Annotated in this window: 15 protein-coding genes; 11 read left to right on the top strand and 4 right to left on the bottom strand. The window is 63.8% G+C overall.

Features of this window, described 5'->3' with window-relative positions:
- Positions 1-47 precede the first annotated feature (47 nt).
- From EPZ47_RS29185 to tssA, 4 genes are all read right to left on the bottom strand, one after another.
- Entirely contained in the window at positions 48-536 is a 489-nt protein-coding gene (locus EPZ47_RS29185) for an Hcp family type VI secretion system effector (RefSeq protein WP_135847808.1), read from the bottom strand.
- A gap of 160 nt (positions 537-696) precedes the next feature.
- Positions 697-2,193: a type VI secretion system contractile sheath large subunit gene (gene tssC, locus EPZ47_RS29180; protein ID WP_135847807.1), complete on the bottom strand. Its 1,497-nt coding sequence runs from the start codon at positions 2,191-2,193 to the stop codon at positions 697-699.
- A gap of 1 nt (position 2,194) precedes the next feature.
- On the bottom strand, positions 2,195-2,701 hold the full coding sequence (gene tssB / locus EPZ47_RS29175; RefSeq protein ID WP_135847806.1) for a type VI secretion system contractile sheath small subunit: 507 nt from the start codon (positions 2,699-2,701) through the stop codon (positions 2,195-2,197).
- An 81-nt stretch (positions 2,702-2,782) separates the two neighbouring features.
- Positions 2,783-3,820 carry a type VI secretion system protein TssA gene (tssA, locus tag EPZ47_RS29170; protein ID WP_135847805.1) on the bottom strand — a complete coding sequence of 346 codons (1,038 nt, stop codon included), beginning with the start codon at positions 3,818-3,820 and terminating at the stop codon, positions 2,783-2,785.
- 415 nt (positions 3,821-4,235) lie between these two features.
- Here tssA and tagH point away from each other — a divergent pair, with 415 nt between their 5' ends.
- The 11 genes from tagH to EPZ47_RS29115 all read left to right on the top strand — a co-directional run bounded on the left by tagH (position 4,236) and on the right by EPZ47_RS29115 (position 20,529).
- Positions 4,236-5,711 carry a type VI secretion system-associated FHA domain protein TagH gene (tagH, locus tag EPZ47_RS29165; protein WP_135847804.1) on the top strand — a complete coding sequence of 492 codons (1,476 nt, stop codon included), beginning with the start codon at positions 4,236-4,238 and terminating at the stop codon, positions 5,709-5,711.
- Positions 5,712-5,779: 68 nt separating this feature from the next.
- On the top strand, positions 5,780-6,286 hold the full coding sequence (gene tssJ / locus EPZ47_RS29160; protein ID WP_135847803.1) for a type VI secretion system lipoprotein TssJ: 507 nt from the start codon (positions 5,780-5,782) through the stop codon (positions 6,284-6,286).
- 15 nt (positions 6,287-6,301) lie between these two features.
- Positions 6,302-7,636, top strand: coding sequence for a type VI secretion system baseplate subunit TssK (gene tssK / locus EPZ47_RS29155; RefSeq protein ID WP_135847802.1), 1,335 nt, complete (start codon positions 6,302-6,304; stop codon positions 7,634-7,636).
- A gap of 6 nt (positions 7,637-7,642) precedes the next feature.
- Positions 7,643-8,953: a DotU family type VI secretion system protein gene (locus EPZ47_RS29150; protein ID WP_135847801.1), complete on the top strand. Its 1,311-nt coding sequence runs from the start codon at positions 7,643-7,645 to the stop codon at positions 8,951-8,953.
- Entirely contained in the window at positions 8,950-12,450 is a 3,501-nt protein-coding gene (tssM, locus tag EPZ47_RS29145; protein ID WP_135847800.1) for a type VI secretion system membrane subunit TssM, read from the top strand. The genes EPZ47_RS29150 and tssM overlap by 4 nt, the downstream gene beginning before the upstream one ends.
- Positions 12,447-13,100, top strand: coding sequence for a type VI secretion system-associated protein TagF (gene tagF / locus EPZ47_RS29140; protein ID WP_135847799.1), 654 nt, complete (start codon positions 12,447-12,449; stop codon positions 13,098-13,100). Before tssM ends, tagF begins: the two co-directional genes overlap by 4 nt.
- Positions 13,101-13,832 (top strand): PP2C family protein-serine/threonine phosphatase, encoded by a 732-nt coding sequence (locus tag EPZ47_RS29135; protein WP_135847798.1) that lies wholly within the window; start codon positions 13,101-13,103, stop codon positions 13,830-13,832. It begins immediately after the preceding gene.
- Positions 13,829-16,897, top strand: a complete 3,069-nt coding sequence (locus EPZ47_RS29130; RefSeq protein WP_135847797.1) for a serine/threonine-protein kinase — start codon at positions 13,829-13,831, stop codon at positions 16,895-16,897. Before EPZ47_RS29135 ends, EPZ47_RS29130 begins: the two co-directional genes overlap by 4 nt.
- The gene (locus tag EPZ47_RS29125) at positions 16,897-17,613 is read left to right on the top strand and encodes an ABC transporter ATP-binding protein (RefSeq protein WP_135847796.1); all 717 of its coding nucleotides are present in this window, start codon (positions 16,897-16,899) and stop codon (positions 17,611-17,613) included. Before EPZ47_RS29130 ends, EPZ47_RS29125 begins: the two co-directional genes overlap by 1 nt.
- Positions 17,613-18,809, top strand: coding sequence for an ABC transporter permease (locus EPZ47_RS29120; RefSeq protein ID WP_135847795.1), 1,197 nt, complete (start codon positions 17,613-17,615; stop codon positions 18,807-18,809). Before EPZ47_RS29125 ends, EPZ47_RS29120 begins: the two co-directional genes overlap by 1 nt.
- A complete protein-coding gene (locus EPZ47_RS29115) occupies positions 18,802-20,529 on the top strand; it encodes a formylglycine-generating enzyme family protein (protein ID WP_135847794.1) in 1,728 nt (575 codons plus the stop codon). Before EPZ47_RS29120 ends, EPZ47_RS29115 begins: the two co-directional genes overlap by 8 nt.
- Positions 20,530-20,573: the final 44 nt, after the last annotated feature.

Here is a 20,573-nt window from a genome sequence, read left to right as displayed (position 1 = left end):
AGCAAGCACCAAACACCCCCGGCGCGTGGCACCGGGGGCATTTTTGATTACACCTTGACGTTCTGACGGATGTTCCAGCCGAACTTGACCGGACCGCCTTCCTTGGTGCCGTCGGCTTTCTGCGGCTGATAGTCCACCAGCACCTTGGCGAAGTTCAGGGTGACGTTTTCGGTCAGGCGGTCATCGCTGCCCGAGCCGCCGGTGCTCAGGGAGGTAACCAGCACTTCTTCCAGGTTGATGATCATGTACTCGACCTGGCTTTCACCGCCGGCCTTGCGCACGGTCAGCTTGACCTTGTCGATGTGCTTGCCGCTTGCGCAGTGCATCATCAGGTTTGGCGAAGCCTTGTCGACGTACTTGGTCAGCGACAGGTCCTGCACGTTCACCTTGCCCGCACCACCGCCACTGCCCACGTGCATGTTGCCGGACTGGGACATGCCCCAGCTCCAGTTCAGGACATCGATCTCGTCCTTGTGGGCTTTGTCCATGGACTCGCCCTTGATGTCGCCGATCTTGATGAAAATATCAACAGCCATGTTTTCTCCCTGTGTGGTTTCTAACCACATTGTTTGGTTGACGCTGACCTTGCGAAATTACGTGTGCCGAACGGCCCCGATGATCTCCGACCCACTGAAGATTCCCTGTGGGAGCGAGCTTGCTCGCTCCCACATGGGCCTTGCACCGTTCTGTAAACCTTTATGCGCCCTTGGTCGAAGGCAGTTTCGATACCAGGCGCAGCGACACGGTCAGTCCTTCGAGCTGATAGTGCGGACGCAGGTAGAACTTGGAGTTGTAGTACCCCGGGTTGCCTTCGACTTCTTCGACGATCACTTCGGCCGCTGCCAGTGGGTGCTGGGCCTTGGTGGTCTCGGTGGAGTGCGCCGGATCACCGTCGACGTAGTTGAGGATCCAGTCCTGCAACCAGCGCTGCATCTCGTCCTTCTCTTTGAAGGAACCGATCTTGTCGCGCACGATGCACTTCAGGTAATGGGCGAAACGGCAGGTGGCGAACAGGTACGGCAGGCGCGCGGCCAGGTTGGCGTTGGCGGTGGCGTCCGGGTCGTCGTACTCGGCCGGTTTCTGCAACGACTGGGCGCCGATGAAGGCCGCGAAGTCGGTGTTTTTCTTGTGCAGCAGCGGCATGAAACCGTTCTTCGCCAGTTCCGCTTCACGGCGGTCCGAGATGGCGATTTCGGTCGGGCACTTCATGTCCACGCCACCGTCGTCGGTCGGGAACGTGTGGGCCGGCAGGTTTTCCACTTCACCGCCAGATTCAACGCCACGGATGCGCGAGCACCAGCCGAAGTGTTTGAACGAACGGTTGATGTTCACTGCCATTGCGTAAGCGGCGTTGGCCCAGGTGTACTTGGAGCTGTCGGCGCCGTCGGTATTTTCTTCGAAGGCGAAGGCTTCCACCGGGTCGGTCTTGGCGCCGTACGGCAGGCGCGCCAGGAAGCGCGGCATGGTCAGGCCGATGTAGCGCGAGTCTTCCGATTCACGCAGCGAACGCCAGCCGGCGTATTCCGGAGTGGTGAAGATTTTGGTCAGGTCGCGTGGGTTCGACAGTTCCTGCCACGAGCCCATGCCCATCACGGTCGGCGATGCCGCGGCGATGAACGGCGAGTGCATGGCCGCGCAAACTTTCGACAGTTCGCCCAGCAGTTCGACATCCGGTGGCGACTGGTCGAAGTAGTAGTCGCCCACCAGGCAACCGTAAGGTTCGCCGCCGAACTGGCCGTATTCTTCTTCGTACATCTTCTTGAAGATCGGGCTCTGGTCCCACGCGGTGCCCTTGAATTTCTTCAGGGTCTTGTGCAGGTCGGTCTTGGAGATGTTGAGCACGCGGATCTTGAGCTGCTCATCGCTCTCGGTGTTGTTGACCAGGTAGTGCAGGCCACGCCAGGCGCTTTCCAGTTGCTGGAAGTCGGGGTGGTGAATGACCTGGTTGACCTGGGCGGTGAGCTTGGCGTCGATGGCGGCGATGATCGATTCGATCGACTTGATGGCGTCGTTGGACACCAGGTCAGTCTGCGCCAGGGCCTGTTCGGCCAGGGTCCGCACGGCGGTCTCGACGGCTTCGCGGGCGCGCTCGGTCTTGGGCTTGAATTCTTGCAGCAGCAGGGACGCGAATTCGCTGGTTTCTTGGGTGGCACCCAGGTTCTGAGCGCCTTCGCGGGCGGTATTGTCAGTCATGTCATTGATCCTGTGCTGGCTTCGGCGCGCTCGCCAGGGCTTGCAACAGCGCTGGGTCCTTGATCGCCTTCATGATGATTTCTTCGGCGCCAGTCTTGCCGTCCATGTAGGTCAGCAGGTTGGCCAGCTGGGTGCGCGCTTCGAGCAATTTGTTCAGCGAGTCGACCTTGCGGGCTACGGCTGCCGGGCTGAAGTCGTCCATGCTTTCGAAGGTCAGGTCCAGGCTCAGATTGCCTTCGCCGGTCAGTTCGTTGGGCACATGGAACGCCACGCGCGGTTGCATGGCCTTGAGGCGCGAGTCGAAGTTATCGACGTCGACTTCTAGGAACTTGCGATCGGCCACAGGTGCCAGAGGCTCGGCGGGCTTGCCGGCGAGGTCGGCCATTACCCCCATGACGAAGGGCAACTGGACCTTTTTCTCGGCGCCGTAGAGCTCGACGTCGTACTCGATCTGCACTCGAGGCGCGCGGTTGCGCGCGATGAATTTCTGAGAACTTTGCTTCGCCACGTTGCTGCTCCTGGTCGCTTGAGCGACGGTGTTGGCGTCATCGGGGGTACCGGTGACGTGACTGCGTGATCCGTTCGCTTTTTATTCGCTGTCTGGGCCGCGCAGGTTTTCAAATTGACTCATGCCGTCGGGAATCAGATTGCGCACGATGGCCGCAAAGTCGGCGTGCACCAGATTCTTGGCCCGGTTCAACAGCACCGGCAGCGGGCTGGAGGGCTCATGACGGGTGTAGTAAGCAAGAATCCGGTCCAGGCTGCGCAGCACGTCGTCGCGGTTGTTGATTTCACCGCTGACGGTGCTGGTGCCGGTGTTGCGCGGTGCGCTTGGTGCGCTGGCATATTCAGCTGTCGCGGCGCTGTCGTCGCTGACGGGATCGGACAGGGCGCTGTCGCCACTCTGTGGGGCGAACTGACCGAGAATCTGCAAGGCCATCTTGAGCGGTTGCTTCAACGGGCCAAGGTCCACGCCCTGGGCAGAACCGACCTGGTCGCTGACCTGCTGCTCGATGGCTTCGGCGGCGCTGCGGGCTTCCAGCAGGGCGGCACGGGTGATCTCCAACTGCTCGGGATCGCTGTCGAGCAAGGCCCCGGCGAGTTGTTCGGCGCCGAGGTTTTCATCCGGGAAACTTTGCAGGCCGCTGGCATTGGCGGCGGCGCGCAGCCTGACGGCGCCGAAGGTCCGGGAACGGGCCAGGATGCTTTCGCGCAGCAGGCGAATGGTGACATCGGACGTCAGGCCCGCGAGGGCATTGATGCGCACGGTGGGGTCGTTGTCGTCATCGGCGTCCAGGCGCGGGTGCAGCTCGGCCCAGTATTGCTTGAGCAATTCGCTGATCAGCGTCAGCACACGGGCCAGGCCCGGAATGCCTTCAAGGGCCAAGGAGCTTTGCAACAGGAAATGGGTGATGCGCAGGTCTTTGCTGCGTTGCAGCAGGTCCAGGCTTTGCTGCTGGATGCTGCGCCACTCAGGCGGTTCGGCAGGCAAAATCGAATCGCCCATGCTGCGTTCGGGCTGGCCCCGGGAATCGCGTTCCAGGCGCAAGAAATCCGCGTCATATTCCAAATCTTCACCGCACGGCGAGGTCGCGGATACGGCGGCGAGCAGCAAAGGCACATCCACTTGGATCGATCTCCCTATCGCCCGCTGAAGAAGTCGGGCAGTTCACACGCAAGTTTCGGATGAAACTTCGCATGTTCCTTGAAGGTAATGGCCTTATAGATGCGTGATGATCTTAAAGTGCCATCATTTATATTCAAGAAGTTGTGCATTTTTGGTGTAGTACTTATCGCTTGTCAAGGTAAGCTATTTCGACCGTGTGACAGTTGTGAGGTGCTTAACAACCCGCGCGACCCGTAGGTCGAAGCAGGCACAGACGCAGGTTTTTTGTCACGCGAGAAGGTTAAAATCCGTATGGATGCTGGCAAAAAGCCGGTTTCACGGTTGTTACAAAGTTTGATGGCGAGTCGCCAGGGTGAAAATCCCTTCACTGCCCGCACGCGATGACGCGACAAGAAGTATTCAGCAAGGAGGCGAGATGCCGCTGTGTTTGACTATCACTAGTTATCACAAGATTACCCCAGGCCAGTGTTCTGAAAAGTCCATGAACCAGGGGGTGATGGCAATTGGCCGCAATTCCGATAATGACTGGGTATTGCCGGATCCTGAGCGTCTGGTTTCCGGCAAACATTGCGTTATCCAATACAAGGACGGGCGCTATTACTTAACCGATAACAGCACCAATGGTGTGGAATTGGTCAAGGCTGGTATTCGCCTGCGCAAGGGCAACAGCGAGCCGCTGCAAGATGGTGAAGTGATCCGCATCGGTGACTATGAAATCCAGGCACGTGTCGATTTCAACCTGCCGGTCACCGACAGCAACCCGTTCGCCGAAGCGCCCAGCAGCTTCGAGGCGTTGATGGGGCACCAAAGCGCTGCCGTGAATACACCATCGTCGATCCCGGTGGCCCCGCCGGCGCATTTCCAGGGCGTGTCGTCCATGGACACCCTGCCGGACCTGTTCGACTTCCTGACCCCGACCAGCGTCCCGCCGGCTGCCCAGCCTGACCATGTGCCGGCCGAGCAGCACAATTTCCGCCCGCCGACGCCAATTGCCCGGCCGAGCCCGCCGCCGGTGGTTGAGCCGGTGATACCACCGTCCGCTTCGGTGATCCCGGACGACTGGGACCCCTTCAGCGACAAGCCTGCACCGGTGGCCGTTGCTCCGCTGCCCGTGGCCCCGCCGTCGGTGCCGCTACCGCCGGTGGTCGAGCCGGTTGCGACGCCTATTGCGCAGGCTCCGCTCGTCGACATCTTTGCTGAAATCAGTGCACCGCCGCCGGCGCCCGTGCGGGAAGCGCCAGTGACCCGCGTCGAGCCCCCGGTCGCTCCAGTTGCACCTGTTGCTGCGGTCGAAACCGCCCAGCCCGATCTGCTGCAAGCCTTCCTGCGCGGCGCCGGGCTCGATCAGTTGCGCCTGGACAAGGCCCAGGCCGAAGCGCAGATGGAAAGCATCGGGCGCAGTTATCGGCTGATGGTCGAGGGGCTGATCGATGTCTTGCGCGCTCGTAGCAGCCTCAAGGGTGAGTTCCGCATTCAGCAGACAATGATTCAACCGGTGGAAAACAATCCACTGAAGTTCGCGCCCAACGTCGACGAAGCGCTGCTCTTGCTATTGCGCCACGGCAATCAGGCGTTCATGGCGCCGGACGCGGCGGTGCGTGACAGTTTCGACGACCTGCGCGCCCACCAGTTGGCCGTGATGGCCGGCGTGGAAGCGGCGATCAAACATCTGCTGGCGCGCTTCGAGCCGGCACAATTGGAAGAGCGCATGGGCAAACCCGGTGGGTTGTCGGGGATCTTCAGTGGTTCGCGACAGGCCCAGTACTGGCAGCAATTCACCGAGCTCTACGGCAACATTTCCCGTGAGGCCCAGGAGGATTTCCAGGACCTGTTCGGTCGTGAATTCAGTCGCGCCTACGAAGAACACAGCACACGACAGCGACGCCGTTGAGCGTCGCTGTCCTATAACAATACTGATAAGCCAACAACGGATAGCTCAAACGTCATTGAGGACGCAGGATGATTCCCAGGTTTTTACTAGCAGTCGCCACCGCGCTTCTGCTGACGGCGTGCGCCAAGGATGCGGCCCAACCCCAGCCCGAAGAAGCTGAGGCCGACACCGCCGCCATCGAGCTGCACTTTCATGCCATTGCCGGGCTCAACCCCGGTGCCACCGGCCAACCGGCCCCAGTCCGGGTGCGCATTTTCGAATTGAAAAATGCTGCCACCTTCGGTCGTTCCGATTATTTCGCCCTGGCCGAACGCGCCCAGGCAACGCTGGGCGCCGACCTGATCGATCAGGATGAGGTGCTGATCCAACCCGGCCAGCAGTTGAGCCTGCAACGCGACCTCGACCCGGCCACGCGGCATATCGGAATACTGGTGGGCTATCGCGAGTTGGATCAGTCGCTGTGGCGCACGGTGATGAATGTCCCGGCGCGCGAATACACCGAATACCAGATCAGCCTCGACGTGCGCGCCGTGCGCAGCGCCGCCGTCGTTCCCCCATCCAGCCCTGCCCAATAAGCAATCGGAGCCCCCATGTCCTGGAATAATCGCGTGGTCTGGTCGGAAGGCATGTTCATTGGAACGCAGCACTTCCAGCAGCACGACCGTTACCTGGAAAACCTCATTGACGCTCGCAGCCGCCCGTTGTCGGCCGGCGCCTGGGGTTTTTCCGAATTGCTGATCGACCAGGGCCTGCTGGCCCAGGGCAAGCTGGCGATTATCTCGGCGCGCGGCCTGCTGCCGGACGGCACGCCGTTCAACATTCCCCAGGATGACCTGGCGCCCACACCGCTGAACGTCGACGACAACCTGCGCGATGGCCTGGTGTACCTGGCCTTGCCGCTCAAGCGTGCCGGCGCCCGTGACACCGTGGATGAAGGCGAAGCCCTGGGCGCGGCGCGCTACGTCAGCCAGGTGAGCGAAGTGCGCGACGACAACGCACCGTTCGAAAACCGTGCGCCGGTGGCCCTGGGCTCCCGGGCGTTGCGCCTTTTGACCGCTCAGGATGGCATCGGTGACTACGCCGCCGTCGGTGTGGTGCGCATCAAGGAAAAACGTGCCGACCGCGCCCTGGTGCTCGACGACAGCTACATCCCGCCGCTGCTGGACGTGATCGCTTCCAAACCGTTGGCGGCGTTTCGCAGCGAACTGCTGGGCCTGCTCCATCAACGCGGCGAAGCCCTCGCCGGGCGGGTGGTGGCTTCCGGTGCCGGTGGTGCTTCGGAGATCGCTGATTTCATGCTGCTGCAACTGGTCAACCGCGCTCAACCGCTGATCCAGCACCTGAGCCAGTTGAGCCCTTTGCACCCCGAACGGTTCTACAGCGAGCTGGTGAGCCTGGCCGGCGAGTTCTCCACGTTCACCGCTTCCGGGCGACGACCGCAGGAGTACCCGCAATACCAGCACGATGACCTGGCGCTCAGTTACGCGCCGGTGATGCAGGCCCTGCGCGAAGCCCTGTCGATGCTGATCGACAGCAGGGCCACGCCGATTCCGATTGTCGAGAAAGCCTACGGCATCCACGTGGCGATGCTGGCCGACAAGACCCTGCTCGACAGCGCCAGTTTCATCCTGGTGGTGCGCGCCGACGTCCCGGCCGAAACCCTGCGCGGCCGCTTCGGCCAGCAGAGCAAAGTCGGTTCGGTGGAGCACATCCGCGACCTGGTCAACCTGCAACTGCCAGGCATCGGCCTGCTGCCATTGCCGGTGGCGCCACGCCAGTTGCCGTACCACGCCGGTTCTACCTACTACGAACTCGACCGGGGCAGCGACCACTGGCAGCAACTGAGCAACTCCGGCGGCTTTGCGTTCCACATCGCCGGCCAGTTCCCAGGGCTGAACCTGGCTTTCTGGGCGATCCGAGGATAAACCGCGATGAGCAACGACGATCGTACCCAGTTCATGCCAACCCCCGGTGGCCGCGGTGGAGATCCCTTCCGCCCGGACGCTGGTCGCCCACAGCCGACGCCTGCGCCGGCACCACTGTCGATGCCGGCCGCGCCGGTCCTGACGGGCAAAGCCCAGGGCCTCAATCCCTTGGAGAGCGCCGCCGGCCCGCTGTTGGCCCTGCTGACGCGCCTGCGCAGCACCATTGCTCACCCGGCCCCGGCCAGTTTGCGCGCGCAACTGCTGGCCTACCTGCGCCAGTTCGAAGAACGCGCCGAGGCCGCCGGCGTGGTGCGCAACGAAGTGTTGCTGGCCCGCTACGCCTTGTGCACCGCCCTCGATGAAGCGGTGTTGAGCACGCCGTGGGGTGGCACCAGCGACTGGGGCAAGCAGAGCCTGTTGATCACCGTGCACAACGAAGCCTGGGGCGGCGAGAAGGTCTTCCAGCTGCTGGAGCATTGCCTGCAAAGCCCGCGTGAGCGCTTGTATCTGCTGGAGCTGTTGTACCTGTGCATGTGCCTGGGTTTCGAGGGGCGCTACCGGGTGATGAACGACGGTCGCAGCCAATTGGAAGCGTTGCGTGAGCGCACCGCAGGCGTGATCCGCAGTGCCCGTGGCGACTACGAGCGTGAGCTGTCGCCGCACTGGCGCGGTGTCACCGTGGCCCGCGATCGACTGGCCCAATTCATGCCGCCGTGGATCGCCGTGGCCATCGGCGCGGCGCTGCTGCTGGCGCTGCTGTTCGGCCTGCGCATGAAGCTGGCCTCCGATGCCGAACCGGTGTTCAAGAACATTCACTTCCTGGGTGAAATCCCGGTACAGACCATCGACCGTCCCGTGGTGCAACCGAAGGTGATCGAACGGCCACGCCTGGCCGGTTTCCTCGCCGATGAAATCAGGGCCGGTCGGATTGCGGTGGAAGACGCCGTTGACCGCTCGGTGGTGACCATCCGTGGCGATGAACTGTTCGCCTCCGGCAGCGCCAGCATCAAGGACGATTTCCAGCCGTTGATGCTGCGCATTGCCGATGCGGTGCGCAAGGTCAAGGGCCAGGTCCTGGTGACCGGCCACAGCGACAATCGACCGATCGCCACCCTCAGGTTCCCGTCCAACTGGGCCTTGTCCGAGGCGCGGGCCAGGTCGGTGCTGGAGATTCTCTCGGCCAAGACCGGCCAGCCTGAGCGCTTCAGCGCGGAAGGTCGCAGCGACACCGAGCCGCTGGCGTCCAACGCCACCACAGAGGGGCGTGCGCGCAATCGTCGGGTTGAAATCACAGTATTGGCGGAGGGGGTCGAGTGAAGGCGTTTTTCAGTTTTATGACCCGCTGGGTCATTCCGTTGCTGGGGCTGATTGCCCTGAGCCTGATCATCTGGTTCGTCGGCCCGCTGTTGGAGTGGCTGGTGCCCGAAGGCCGGCGCTGGGCATTGATCATTCTGGTGTTCGCGGTGTGGATCGCCTACCGGGTGCTACGCATCATCCAGGCTCGCCGTCAGGCCGCCGAAGTGATGCGCAGCCTGGCCGCGCAAACCCCGCCCGACCCCAGCAGCATCGCCACTGCCGAAGAGCTCGAAACCCTGCGCCAGCGCATGGACGAAGCCCTGACCCTGCTCAAGAAAGCCAAGCTGGGCGGTGATGAGCGTCGCAACCTCTACGAGTTGCCGTGGTACGTGATCATCGGCCCGCCGGGTTCGGGCAAGACCACGGCGCTGGTGAATTCCGGGCTGCATTTCCCGCTGGCCGCGCAACTGGGCGCCGGTGCGGTGCGCGGCGTGGGCGGCACGCGCAATTGTGATTGGTGGTTCACCGACCAGGCCGTCCTGCTCGACACCGCCGGCCGCTACACCACCCAGGACAGTGACGCGACCGTCGACAAGGCCGCGTGGCTGGGCTTCCTTGGCCTGCTGAAAAAACAACGGGCCCGGCGCCCGATTGACGGTGCGTTCATCGCCATCAGCCTGTCCGACCTGTTGCTGGGTAGCGACGCCGAGCGTGCCGCCCATGCCGCCGCGATTCGCTTGCGGATCCAGGAGCTGTACACCCAATTGGGCGTGCGCTTCCCGATCTACCTGATGCTCACCAAGCTCGACCTGGTGCCCGGGTTCATGGAGTATTTCGATACCCTGAGCAAGGAAGAGCGCGCCCAGGTCTGGGGCATGACCTTCGCCCTGGACGATGGCAAGAGCAACGACAGCCCGCTGGCGCACCTGCAAAGCGAATTCACCGGCCTTGAGCAACGCCTCAACGACCGCTTGGTCGAGCGCTTGCAGCAAGAGCGTGATCCGGCGCGGCGCGATCTGATCTACGGCTTCCCGCAGCAATTCGGCGCCTTGAAAGATTGCCTGCAAAGCTTCCTCGAAGGCGTGTTCAAACCCAACGCCTTCGAAGAGCGCGTGTTGCTGCGCGGTGTGTATTTCACCAGTGGCACCCAGGAAGGCAGCCCGATCGACCGCCTGATCGGTTCCATGGCCCAGAGCATGAACCTGGACCGCCAGCACCTGGCGCGCCAGACCGGTACCGGGCGCAGTTACTTCATCGAAAAACTCTTCACCGCCGTGGCCTTCGCCGAGCGCGGGCTGGTGGGCGTCGATCCGAAAGTCGAGCGTCGACGCAAGTGGATCGCCCGGGGTGTACTGGCCTCCACCGTGGTGCTGGTGTTGGTGGTCAGCACGTTGTGGTGGGTCAGCTACCGCGCCAACCAGGCCTACATCACCCAGGTCGACCAGAAGGTCGCGCCGTTGGGCCAGACCGTGCAAAACCTCAGCCCGGCCCAGCGCGATGTGCTGACGGTGCTGCCATTGCTCAATGCCGTGAAGCACTTGGCCGATGATGCGCCTGACTGGGCTGAAGGTCTGGGGCTGTACCAGGGCGACATGCTCGAAGCCGAGTCCGGCAGCGTCTATCGCAAGTTGCTGATCGCGGTGTTCGCCCCACGGCTGCTGACCCGCATCGAAGAACAGCTGCACAGCGGCGGTAATTCGGACTTCCTCTACGAGGGCTTGAAGGCCTACCTGATGCTCGCCGACAACGAGCACTACGATGCCGATTTCATCAAGGCCTGGATCGCCCTGGATTGGGACCGCAGCCTGCCGCGAGACTTGCCGGCAGAGCAACGTGCGGCCTTGACCGCGCATCTGCAATCGCTGTTCGAGCGGCGTCCACCGACTGCGCGCCTGGACCCACGCCTGATCGAAGACCTGCGCCGGCAGTTGCAACAATTGCCCGTGGCCCAGCGTGTCTACGACCGGATCAAACGCCAGAAACTGCCTGAAGGCGTACCGGATTTCCGCATCAACGAAGCCGCCGGGCGTGACGCGGCGCTGGTGTTCAGCCGCAAGAGCGGCAAGCCGTTGGGCGAGCCTTTGAGCGGCTTCTTCACCGTCAAGGGCTACCGCCAGGGCTTCCTGCTCACCAGCCTGAGCCAGACCGGCACCCTGGCCGAGGAGCAGTGGGTGCTGGGTCACGAACAGGCCGATCAGCAGAACGTCGCCAGCCTGGCCGCCGATGTGCGTCGCCTGTACTTCCAGGACTATCAGCGTCAATGGGACGCCTTGCTGGCGGATATCGACTTCGTGCCGATCACCAGCGTGGCCCAGGCCGCCGATGTGTTGCGGGTGCTTTCCGGCCCGAGCTCGCCGTTGAAGAAGCTGCTGGTGGCTGTGGCGAAGGAAACCGACCTGCAACAGGATGAACGCCTGCTGGCCGCCCAAGGTGCGCCGGTGGAGGGCGGCGTGGACAAGCTCAAGGAGCGCCTGGGCAGTTTGCTCGGCCAGGAGCAGGCGAGCTCAAACGCACCGGCGACCAGCGATGATCCGATCACCGCGCACTTCGCCGAGCTCAACAGCATCGTCAGTAAGCAAGAAGGCGAACCGGCGGCCATCGATGGCCTGCTGGCCGACATGAACGCCTTGTACGTGCAGGTCAGCGCCATGGTCGGAGCCAGCGGCGATGCCTTGCTCGGTGAAGCCAAGAACCAGGCATCGGCCGCCGCCACCCGCGTCAGCCTCAATGCTGAACGCCAGCCGCCGCTGGTGCAGGGCCTGGTCAAGTCGGTGGTCAACTCCACCACCAACAGCATGATGGGTGGGGTGCGCAATCAACTGAACGCCGCCTGGACCAGCGAAGTGGTGAACATCTACCGTCAGTCCCTGGCCGGGCGTTACCCGATGTCGCCGGGCAGTGCGCGGGACGCGACCCTGGATGACTTCGGTCAGTTCTTCGGGGTTGGCGGAGTCATGGACAATTACTTCCGCAAGTACCTGCAACCCTACGTCGACACCTCGACCCCGACCTGGCGCTGGCAGCCGGGCGCGGCGCAGAAGCTCGGCATCGCCCCAGGCGTGCTGCAGACCTTCCAGCGGGCGGCGACCATCCGCGATGCGTTCTTCCGTTCCGGCGGCACCCAGCCGATGGTGCGTTTCGAGCTCAAACCGGTGGCGATGGACTCGACCATCACCCAATTTCTGCTCGACCTCGACGGCCAACAGTTGAGCTACGACCACGGCCCGAGCCGTCCGACCGCCATGCAATGGCCCAATCCGGGCAGCATTGGCGTGGTGCGGATCTCGATCATGCCGCCTTCCTCCAGCGGTCGCTCCGGCATCACTCTGGATGGGCCATGGGCCTGGTTCCGACTGCTGGAACAATCGGACCTGACCGCCGGCAACTCGCCGGATCGCTTCAACCTGCGGCTGCGGGTCGATGGCGCCAGCGCCTCTTACGAGTTGCGCGCCAACAGCGCCTTCAACCCCTTCAAGAGCCGGGTGCTCAGCGGCTTCAGCCTGCCGGAGCGGCTATGAGTACGCCAGGCTTCTACGGAAAGTTGGCCAGCCGTGGCGATTTCGTCAGCCGTGGTTTGCCGCAGAGCTTTATCAGCCCGTGGGACTCGTGGCTGGCGGCGGGTTTGCTCGCCAGCCAGACCAGCCTCGGCGAGCGCTGGCTGGATGCCTATCTGGTCAGCCCGTTGTGGCGCTTCATGGTCGCGCCCGGGGTCTGTGGACCGGACGCCGCCGTCGGCGTGGTGATGCCGAGCATCGACCGGGTCGGCCGCTATTTTCCGCTGACCGTTGCGGTGCTGCTGGAGCCCGACGCGGACCCCGCGTCGGTGGTGGGCGGTGCGGACGACTGGTTCGAACGGGTGGAGAACCTGTTGCTGAGCACGTTGAACGTGGAGGCCAGTTTCGAGGCCTTCGGCGCAGAACTGGAAAACCTGGGTAGTCCGCAGCATCTGCCGCGCAGCCCCAGCAGTCGGTTTGCCAGCCTGCATCGCTTCGATGCCACTGACCCGCAGCGGCGCATGTCTGCCCTGGCCGAGTCGGCCTGCGAAGGCGTCAGCCTGTGGTGGGGCCAGGGTTCGGAGCGCATCGCGCCCGGTTTGATGCGCTGCCAGGGCCTGCCGGCCGCCGCTGATTTTGCCCAATTTTTGCTCGGCCAAGAGGGTGTTGTGTAGATGCGTCCAAGTGCCGGAAAAGCATTCAAGTCTGCAAGCAAGAGCCACGTCGGCATGGTCCGCCAGGTCAACGAAGACGCCTGCCTGGACCTGCCGGAAAACGGCCTGTGGGTGGTCGCCGATGGCATGGGTGGGCACGCGGCGGGCGACTACGTCAGCAGCCTGATCGTCGACAGCCTGCGCAGCATCGCCGTGGGCCGCTCGCTGGACGAATACGTCGCGGCGCTGCAAAGCGACCTGCTGCGGGTCAACGCCGCCGTGCGGGAGGAAACCGCCAACCGTGGCGTGACCATGATGGGCAGCACCGTGGTGGTATTGGCCACCCGCGACCTGCGCGGCATGTGCCTGTGGGCCGGTGACAGTCGCTTGTATCGCCTGCGCGACGGCGTGCTCGAAGGCGTCTCTCGCGATCACAGCTACGTCCAGGACCTGCAGGACAGCGGCCTGCTCAGCGAAGCCGAAGCGCGGGTGCATCCACGGGCCAACATCGTCACCCGGGCCATTGGCGTCGAGGCGCAACTGAACCTGGCGATGGCCGAGTTGCTGTTGGTCCCCGGCGACAGCTACCTGCTGTGCAGCGACGGGCTGACCAAGACCGTCGAGGACGACGAAATCCGCGAAGTGTTGAGCCACGACGAGCCCGGCGAAATCGCCAGCAGCCTGGTGTCCCTGGGCCTGATGCGAGGCGCGCCGGACAACATCACCGTGGTTGTCGTGAAGGTGCCGTCATGAGCTTGACCCTGAACATTGTCATCCCCGGCTACGACATCGAAGGGCCGATCGGTGAAGGTGCGATGGCCAGCGTCTACCTGGCGACCCAGCGCTCCCTGGAGCGCAAGGTCGCGTTGAAAGTCATGGCGGCGGCGCTGGCCGCCGACCCGACGTTCTGCGAGCGTTTCCTGCGCGAAGGCAAGACCCTGGCGCGCTTGTCGCACCCGCACACCGTCACCATCCATGACATCGGCAATGTCGGTGAACTGTATTACATGGCGATGGAGTACCTGCCCAACGGCACGCTCAAGGAGCGCATCGCCGCCGGCCTGACGCCGGAGCAGGGCCTGATCTACATTCGCCAGATCGCTTCGGCCCTGGGTTATGCCCATGGGCTGGGCCTGGTCCACCGCGACGTCAAGCCAGCCAACATTCTGTTCCGTGCCGACGGCACGGCGGTGCTCTCGGACTTCGGCATCGCCAAGTCCCTGGACGACCGCACCCAATTCACCCAGGCCGGTTTCGCGGTCGGCACGCCCAGCTACATGAGCCCGGAACAGGCCCGTGGGCAGGACATCGATGGCCGCGCCGACCTGTACGCCCTCGGCGTGGTGCTCTACGAAATTCTTGTCGGCAAACTGCCGTATACCGGTAACGACGCACTGTCCACGGCGTTGGCGCATCTGACCGAACCACTGCCGGAATTGCCGGTGCACCATGGCCGTTACCAGGACGTGTTGCGCAAGCTGTTGGCGAAGGATCCGGCGGAGCGTTTCCCGGATGCGGCGGCGTTGCTGCGGGCGCTGGATAACCTGCCCCAAGAATCGGAAGCGACGCTGATCCGGCCGTTGCCGCTGCCTGTTTCGACGAAGTCGGCGGGCGACGACTTGGCGGGTTTGACGCCGATGTCCATCGACATTCCCACCGGACCGGCGCAACCCCAACCACAGTCCAAGCCCGTTCCGCCGCCGGTAAAACCGACGCCTCAGTCCTCGGTGTCGGAGCAGCGCAAGGGGCCGGTGTTCGCCCTCGCCGCCGTTGCGGTGGCCGTGGCGCTGGCGTTGGGTGGTGCGGGTTATTGGTGGTTGTCCGGTGATGCTGAAAAGCCCGCGAAGCCGCCGACGGCCTCGACCTCGACGGTGAAACCCCCTGAAGTTTCGCCGCCGAAGACTCCGCAAGTACCCGCGGTCAAACCGCCTGCTCAACCACCGGTAGCGACCGAGGCCGACGGGGGCCAGCGTCCGCTGTTGATGGCCGGCAAGAAAACCCTGTTCCAGCGCGTGCTCAGCAAACCGGGGGCGAAGCTCGCCGACGCGCCAGGTGCGGCACCGGGCAAGGCGCTGCCGGCGTTTTCCGTGCTGTACGTGTATCAGCGCAAGGACGTCGACGGCAGTGCGTGGGTGCGAGTCGGCGCCGCCACGGACGGGCGCAGCGACGGCTGGTTGCCGGCCGCCCAGGTCAGCGACTGGAAGCAAAGCCTGGTGCTCAAATTCACCGAACGTTCCGGCCGTGCGCCGGTGATGTTCCTGCGTCAGCCCAGCGAAGTGGAAAAGCTGCTGGCTAACCCTTCGGCGGCCAAGAACGTGCTGCTCAAGGCCCAGCAGAGCCCGCAAGAGGACCAGCAAGTACTGGCCCTGGAACCGGCCGCCAGCGCTGTGCCGCAAAACCAGTTCTACCTGTTGCCGATCTTCGATTCCCGCGAGAGCCTCGATGAGAACGGCCAACCGGTGCAGTTGCTGAATGTGGCGTCTATCGACCCGGGTAACACGCCAAGGGCGGCGACCAACACGCCCATCACCACCGCCAACGCCGACGCGTTCCGCACCGCCGTGGTGCTGGTGGTGGACACCACCGTGTCGATGCAGCCCTACATCGACCAGGTCCGCGACGTGGTCCACGAGCTGCAAACCCGCATCGCCGAGCGTGGCGAGTTGGACAGCGTCAGCTTCGGCATGGTGGGTTTCCGCAGCAGCATCAAGAAAACCCCCGGCCTGGAATACGTCGCCAAGACCCTGATCACCCTGGAACAGGGCCGCGACCCGCAACGCTTCATGGAGTTGGCGCGGCAGGTCAAGGCGTCCACGGTATCGAGCCATTCGTTCAACGAAGATGCGTTTGCCGGGGTCATGGAAGCCGTCGAAGGCATGGACTGGTCCGGTTACGGCGGGCGCTTGATCCTGTTGGTCACCGACGCCGGTGCCCTGCGCAAGAACGATCCGTTTGCCGCCACGCAAATGAACGAGGCCGAAGTGCGCCAGGCGGCGCTGGGCAAGCAGATCAAGATCTACGCGTTGCACCTGCTCAGCGACGCCGGCAAGAAAACCCACGCCGGTGCCCAGAGCCAATACCGCACCCTGACCGCCGACGCCAATCCACAGATCGGTGACCTGTACATTCCGGTGCCGGGCGCCGATGTGCGCAAGTTCGGCGAGCGTGTCGACGAGATCGGCTCGGTGTTCGCCAACCTGGTGCACCAGGTGCGCAGCAACAAGCCGCAAGCCGTGCCGCTGCTGAGCGCCGCACCGAGCCTGGCCGACAAATCGGCGGCGGTCGGCTATGCCATGCACATGGACTTTTTGGGGCGTAAATCCGCCAGCCAGGCCCCGCAACTGGTCAGTGCCTGGACTGCCGACCGCGACCTGACCAACCCGGCGCTGCCGGCGTTCCAGGTCTGCGTGATGCTGACCAAGCTGCAACTCAACGATTTGCAGCAATCGCTCAAGCTGATCGTCGACGCGGCCCGCAAGACCCAGAGTTCGCCCAAGGATTTCTTCCAGGAAATCGCCAGCGCCAGCGCCTACATGAGCCGCGACCCGTCAGCCTTGCGCAAAGGCGGCAACCTGGCCGATGGCGGGATCCTCGGCGAGTACCTCGAAGGGCTGCCGTACCGCAGCAAGTCGCTGAACATGACCCAGGATTTGTGGCTGTCCTTGAGCGTGGCGGAGCAGGAAGACTTCATCGACGAGCTGGATTCGAAAATCCGTCTCTACGAGACCTTCCACAACGACTTGGCAAACTGGGTGCGTTTCGGCGATGCCGAACCGGGTGACGCCTTGTACCGCGTTCCATTGTCGACGCTGCCGTGATGCTGGACATGAGCGCAGTGCACAAAAGCCGGGGCGCCGGCAGCCAGCGCTACAGCCTGGTGATTCCACGGCTGCAATTGCGTGGCGGTGAACAACTGGCGGTGGTTGGGCCCAGTGGCTGTGGCAAGAGCACCTTGCTGGATCTGCTGGCGTTGGTACTGGCGCCTGATCAGGCCGGGCGGTTCGACTTCACGCCTGCCAATGCGCCGCTGGACATCGCCAAATTGTGGCGTGCGTCGCAACAGGGCACCTTGGCTGACCTGCGCAGTCGTCACCTGGGTTATGTTTTGCAAACCGGCGGCCTGTTGGGCTTTCTGGACGTGCGCGGCAACATCGAGTTGTCGCGAAAACTGTTGGGTTTGAAGGATGACGGCAGCGTGACGCGCCTGGCTGGGCAGTTGGATATTGCCGATCAACTGGACAAGAAACCGGCGGACTTGTCCGTCGGCCAACGCCAGCGGGTCAGCTGTGCCCGGGCCCTGGCCCATGCTCCGCGGCTGTTGTTGGCGGATGAGCCGACCGCTGCCCTCGACCCGCTGAACGCCGAGCGCGTCATGCAGTTGCTGGTGGCCCAGGCCCGCGAACACGGTGTGTGCTGTGTGGTCGCTACCCACGACGAGGCGCTGGCCCGCGCCAGCGGTTTGCAGGTGCGCCGCATCAGTTGCCGGCGCGACGTCGATGGCGGCGTCACCGCCACCCTCGGGGAGGCTTGCTGATGCGCGGCGCGCTGGTGGCTTCCCTGGCCTGGCAGGATTACCGCAACGATGCCTGGCTGTCGGCCTGTTCGGTGCTGGCCCTGGTGGCGGTGGTGGCGCCGTTGCTGGTGTTGTTCGGCCTGAAGTTCGGCCTGGTCAGCAGCCTCACCGAACGCCTGCAGAACGACCCGGCGACCCGGGAAATCATCCCCTTGGGCGGCGGTCGCTTCAGCGCCGGATTCATCGAACAATTGGCCCTGCGCAGTGACGTGGCCTTCGCTTTGCCGCGCACCCGGCAAATCGCCGCGACCGCTGATTTGAGCGGCGACGCTTCGGCTGTCACCGTGGAAATGATCCCCACCGCCGCGGGCGATCCGTTGCTCGAGCGCTTGCCGTTGCCTCAGGGGTTGGACCAAGTGGTGCTCAGCCAGACCGCCGCGGAAAAACTCGGCGCCAAGTCTGGCGATTGGTTGCAGGCCAGTTTCGGTCGGCAGGTAGCCGGTCGCAGTGAGGCGCAGCGCACCCGCGTGCAGGTGCTGCACGTGCTGCCGCTGGAAGCCTTCGCCCGGGACGGCTTGTTCGCACCGCTGGCGCTGTTGGAGGCGGCAGAGGATTACCGCGACGGCCGCGCTGTGCCGGCGTTCAACTGGCCGGGCGATGCGGTGGGCGTGAGCGGGCAACGGGTCTATCCGGCGTTTCGTCTGTACGCCCGCAGCCTCGACGATGTGGAGCCGCTGCGCCAGTATTTCGCAGCGCAGAACCTGCTGGTGTCGACCCAGGCCCAGACCATCGCACAAGTGCAATCGTTGAGCCGCAATCTGTCGATCGTGTTCTGGATCATCGCCGGGTTGGCGTTGGCCGGGGCCTTCGCGGCGATTTTTGCCGGTGCCCTGGCGGCGGTCGAGCGTAAGCGTCGAGAGCTGTCGGTGCTGCGCCTGCTGGGGGTTTCCACGGCGGCGCTGTTGTTGTTTGTGGTGTTGCAGGCGCTCTACAGTGCCACCTTTGCGGCCCTGTTGAGTGCCGGGCTGTATGGCCTGGCGCAGTCGGGTCTCAATCATTTATTTGCGCAGTCGCCAGGCGAGTACGCCAGCCATCTGCTGGCGCGTCACTACACCTTGGCCCTGCTGGCCGTGCTCGGCGTCAGCGCCGTGGCGGCGGCGTGTGGCGGTTGGCGGGTGGCGCGCATCCAGGCGTGTGAAGGAATTCGCGATGTATAAGTTATTGGGCGCCGCCGTGGCGCTGAGCCTGGCCAGCATGGTCTGGGCCGATGAAGGCAGCGACAAGCTCGACAACCCCAAGCCGTTGCCCGATGACGTCAGCCTGCCGCTGCCGTGCGAAGGGCAGATGGTGTTCCGTTACGTCTACATCCTCGCCCAGGGCACCCTGGACGACCGTGAAATCAGCCTCGGTTATCCGTTCAGCGAAGGCGAGGCCGGTTACCAGCAGTCGTTCATTTCCGGTTACCGGCGCGACTTCATCAACGGCCAGTTCACCCTCAAGGATCTGCCCAAGGACTGGAACAAAACCATCACGCCGTTGATGCCCAAGACCGACGCCAAGACGCCGCTCAAGCCGATGCTGTACTTCATCGGCAAGTACGAGGTTACGGCCCGGCAATACGCCCAGGTCATGGCCCAGGCGCAATCGCTGGCCAGCGGCGAAGCGGCGCCGGCCTGTGAAACCTTGCAAGCCGATTTGCCCCAAGGCGTGGCCGGGCGTTTGCCCAAGGTGAAACTGTCGAAGTTCGAAGCTGAGCGTTTCTCGGCGGTGTACAGCGCTTGGCTGATGAAGTACCACAAGGACCTGCTGCCGGTGAGCGGTCGCGGCACCTCCGCCGAAGACGGTGGGCTGGGTTTTGTGCGCTTGCCGACGGAAGTGGAGTGGGAATTCGCCGCCCGGGGCGGCCAGGCCGTCAGCCGCCAGGACCTGGAAGGGCGGCTCTTTCCCCGGCGCCTGGAAGGCAGTGAAAGCGACGGGCCGCTGGCCGATTGGGCGGTGTTCAACCAAGTCGCCGGCGGCACCGGCCAAGCCGCGCGGCTGATGCCCATCGGCACCAAGCTGCCGAACCCTATCGGTCTGTTCGACGTGGTCGGCAACGCCGCCGAGATGGTCCAGGAATCCTTCCAATTGGTGCATGCCGGCCGCCGCCAGGGCGCCTATGGCGGCTTCGTGGTCAAGGGCGGCAACTACCTGGAAGGCGAGGGCACGCTGTTCACCGGCATGCGCCGCGAGTACCCGTTGTTCACTGCCGACGGCACCGAGCAAAGCAACGAAACCACCGGCTTTCGCGTGGCGGTCGGGGCGTTGTCGGCGCCGCGTTCGCGCTACAAGGAATTGTTTGCCCAGTGGCAAAAAGAAGGCCGGCTGGCGTCGCTGACCGATGCCATCGACGACGCCGAAGACCCGACCAAGCGCCTGGACAGCATCATCGCCGCCAGCGTCGACCCGCGCCTGCAAGCCGAGTTGGGGTTGGTCAACGAAGAGCTCAAGCGCAACGTCTCGCTCATCGCCCAGCAGCGCGAAGAAGCGGCGGGCAACCTGATCCAGTCGTCGGCCTTGGTGGCCGAGACCGTCAACAACTACAACATTCGCCTGACCAATCTGCAGAACAGTCGGCAAGTTGCCCTGGACGCCAAGGACGAGGCCAGCGCCCAGCTGTTTGCCACGGCCATCGACAATGGTCGCAGTGCCCTGGACGGCGCGGTGGCGATTTATATCGACAACCTGGCCACCGGCACGCGTTACACCGATGCGGTGATCCAGGCGCAGTTTCAACGCATCAAGGAAGAGTTGGAGCGCAAGCCGGTACTGGGCAAGAGCCTGGTGGCGCGCGCCACGTTATTCGTTCGTCATGTCGGGGACTATCGTCAGCAAAAACGCGCCGACCCGGCGGCGATATTGAAGGAATTGCTCGCATCGAACGCTCAGCGGTCCTGAGCATTCGTTGTCAGCGAGCTTGGAAGGGACTCAGGCGGCGATGG

Source organism: Pseudomonas viciae, from assembly GCF_004786035.1.
Lineage (GTDB): Bacteria > Pseudomonadota > Gammaproteobacteria > Pseudomonadales > Pseudomonadaceae > Aquipseudomonas > Aquipseudomonas viciae.
This window is presented reverse-complemented; position numbering and strand designations above follow the sequence as displayed.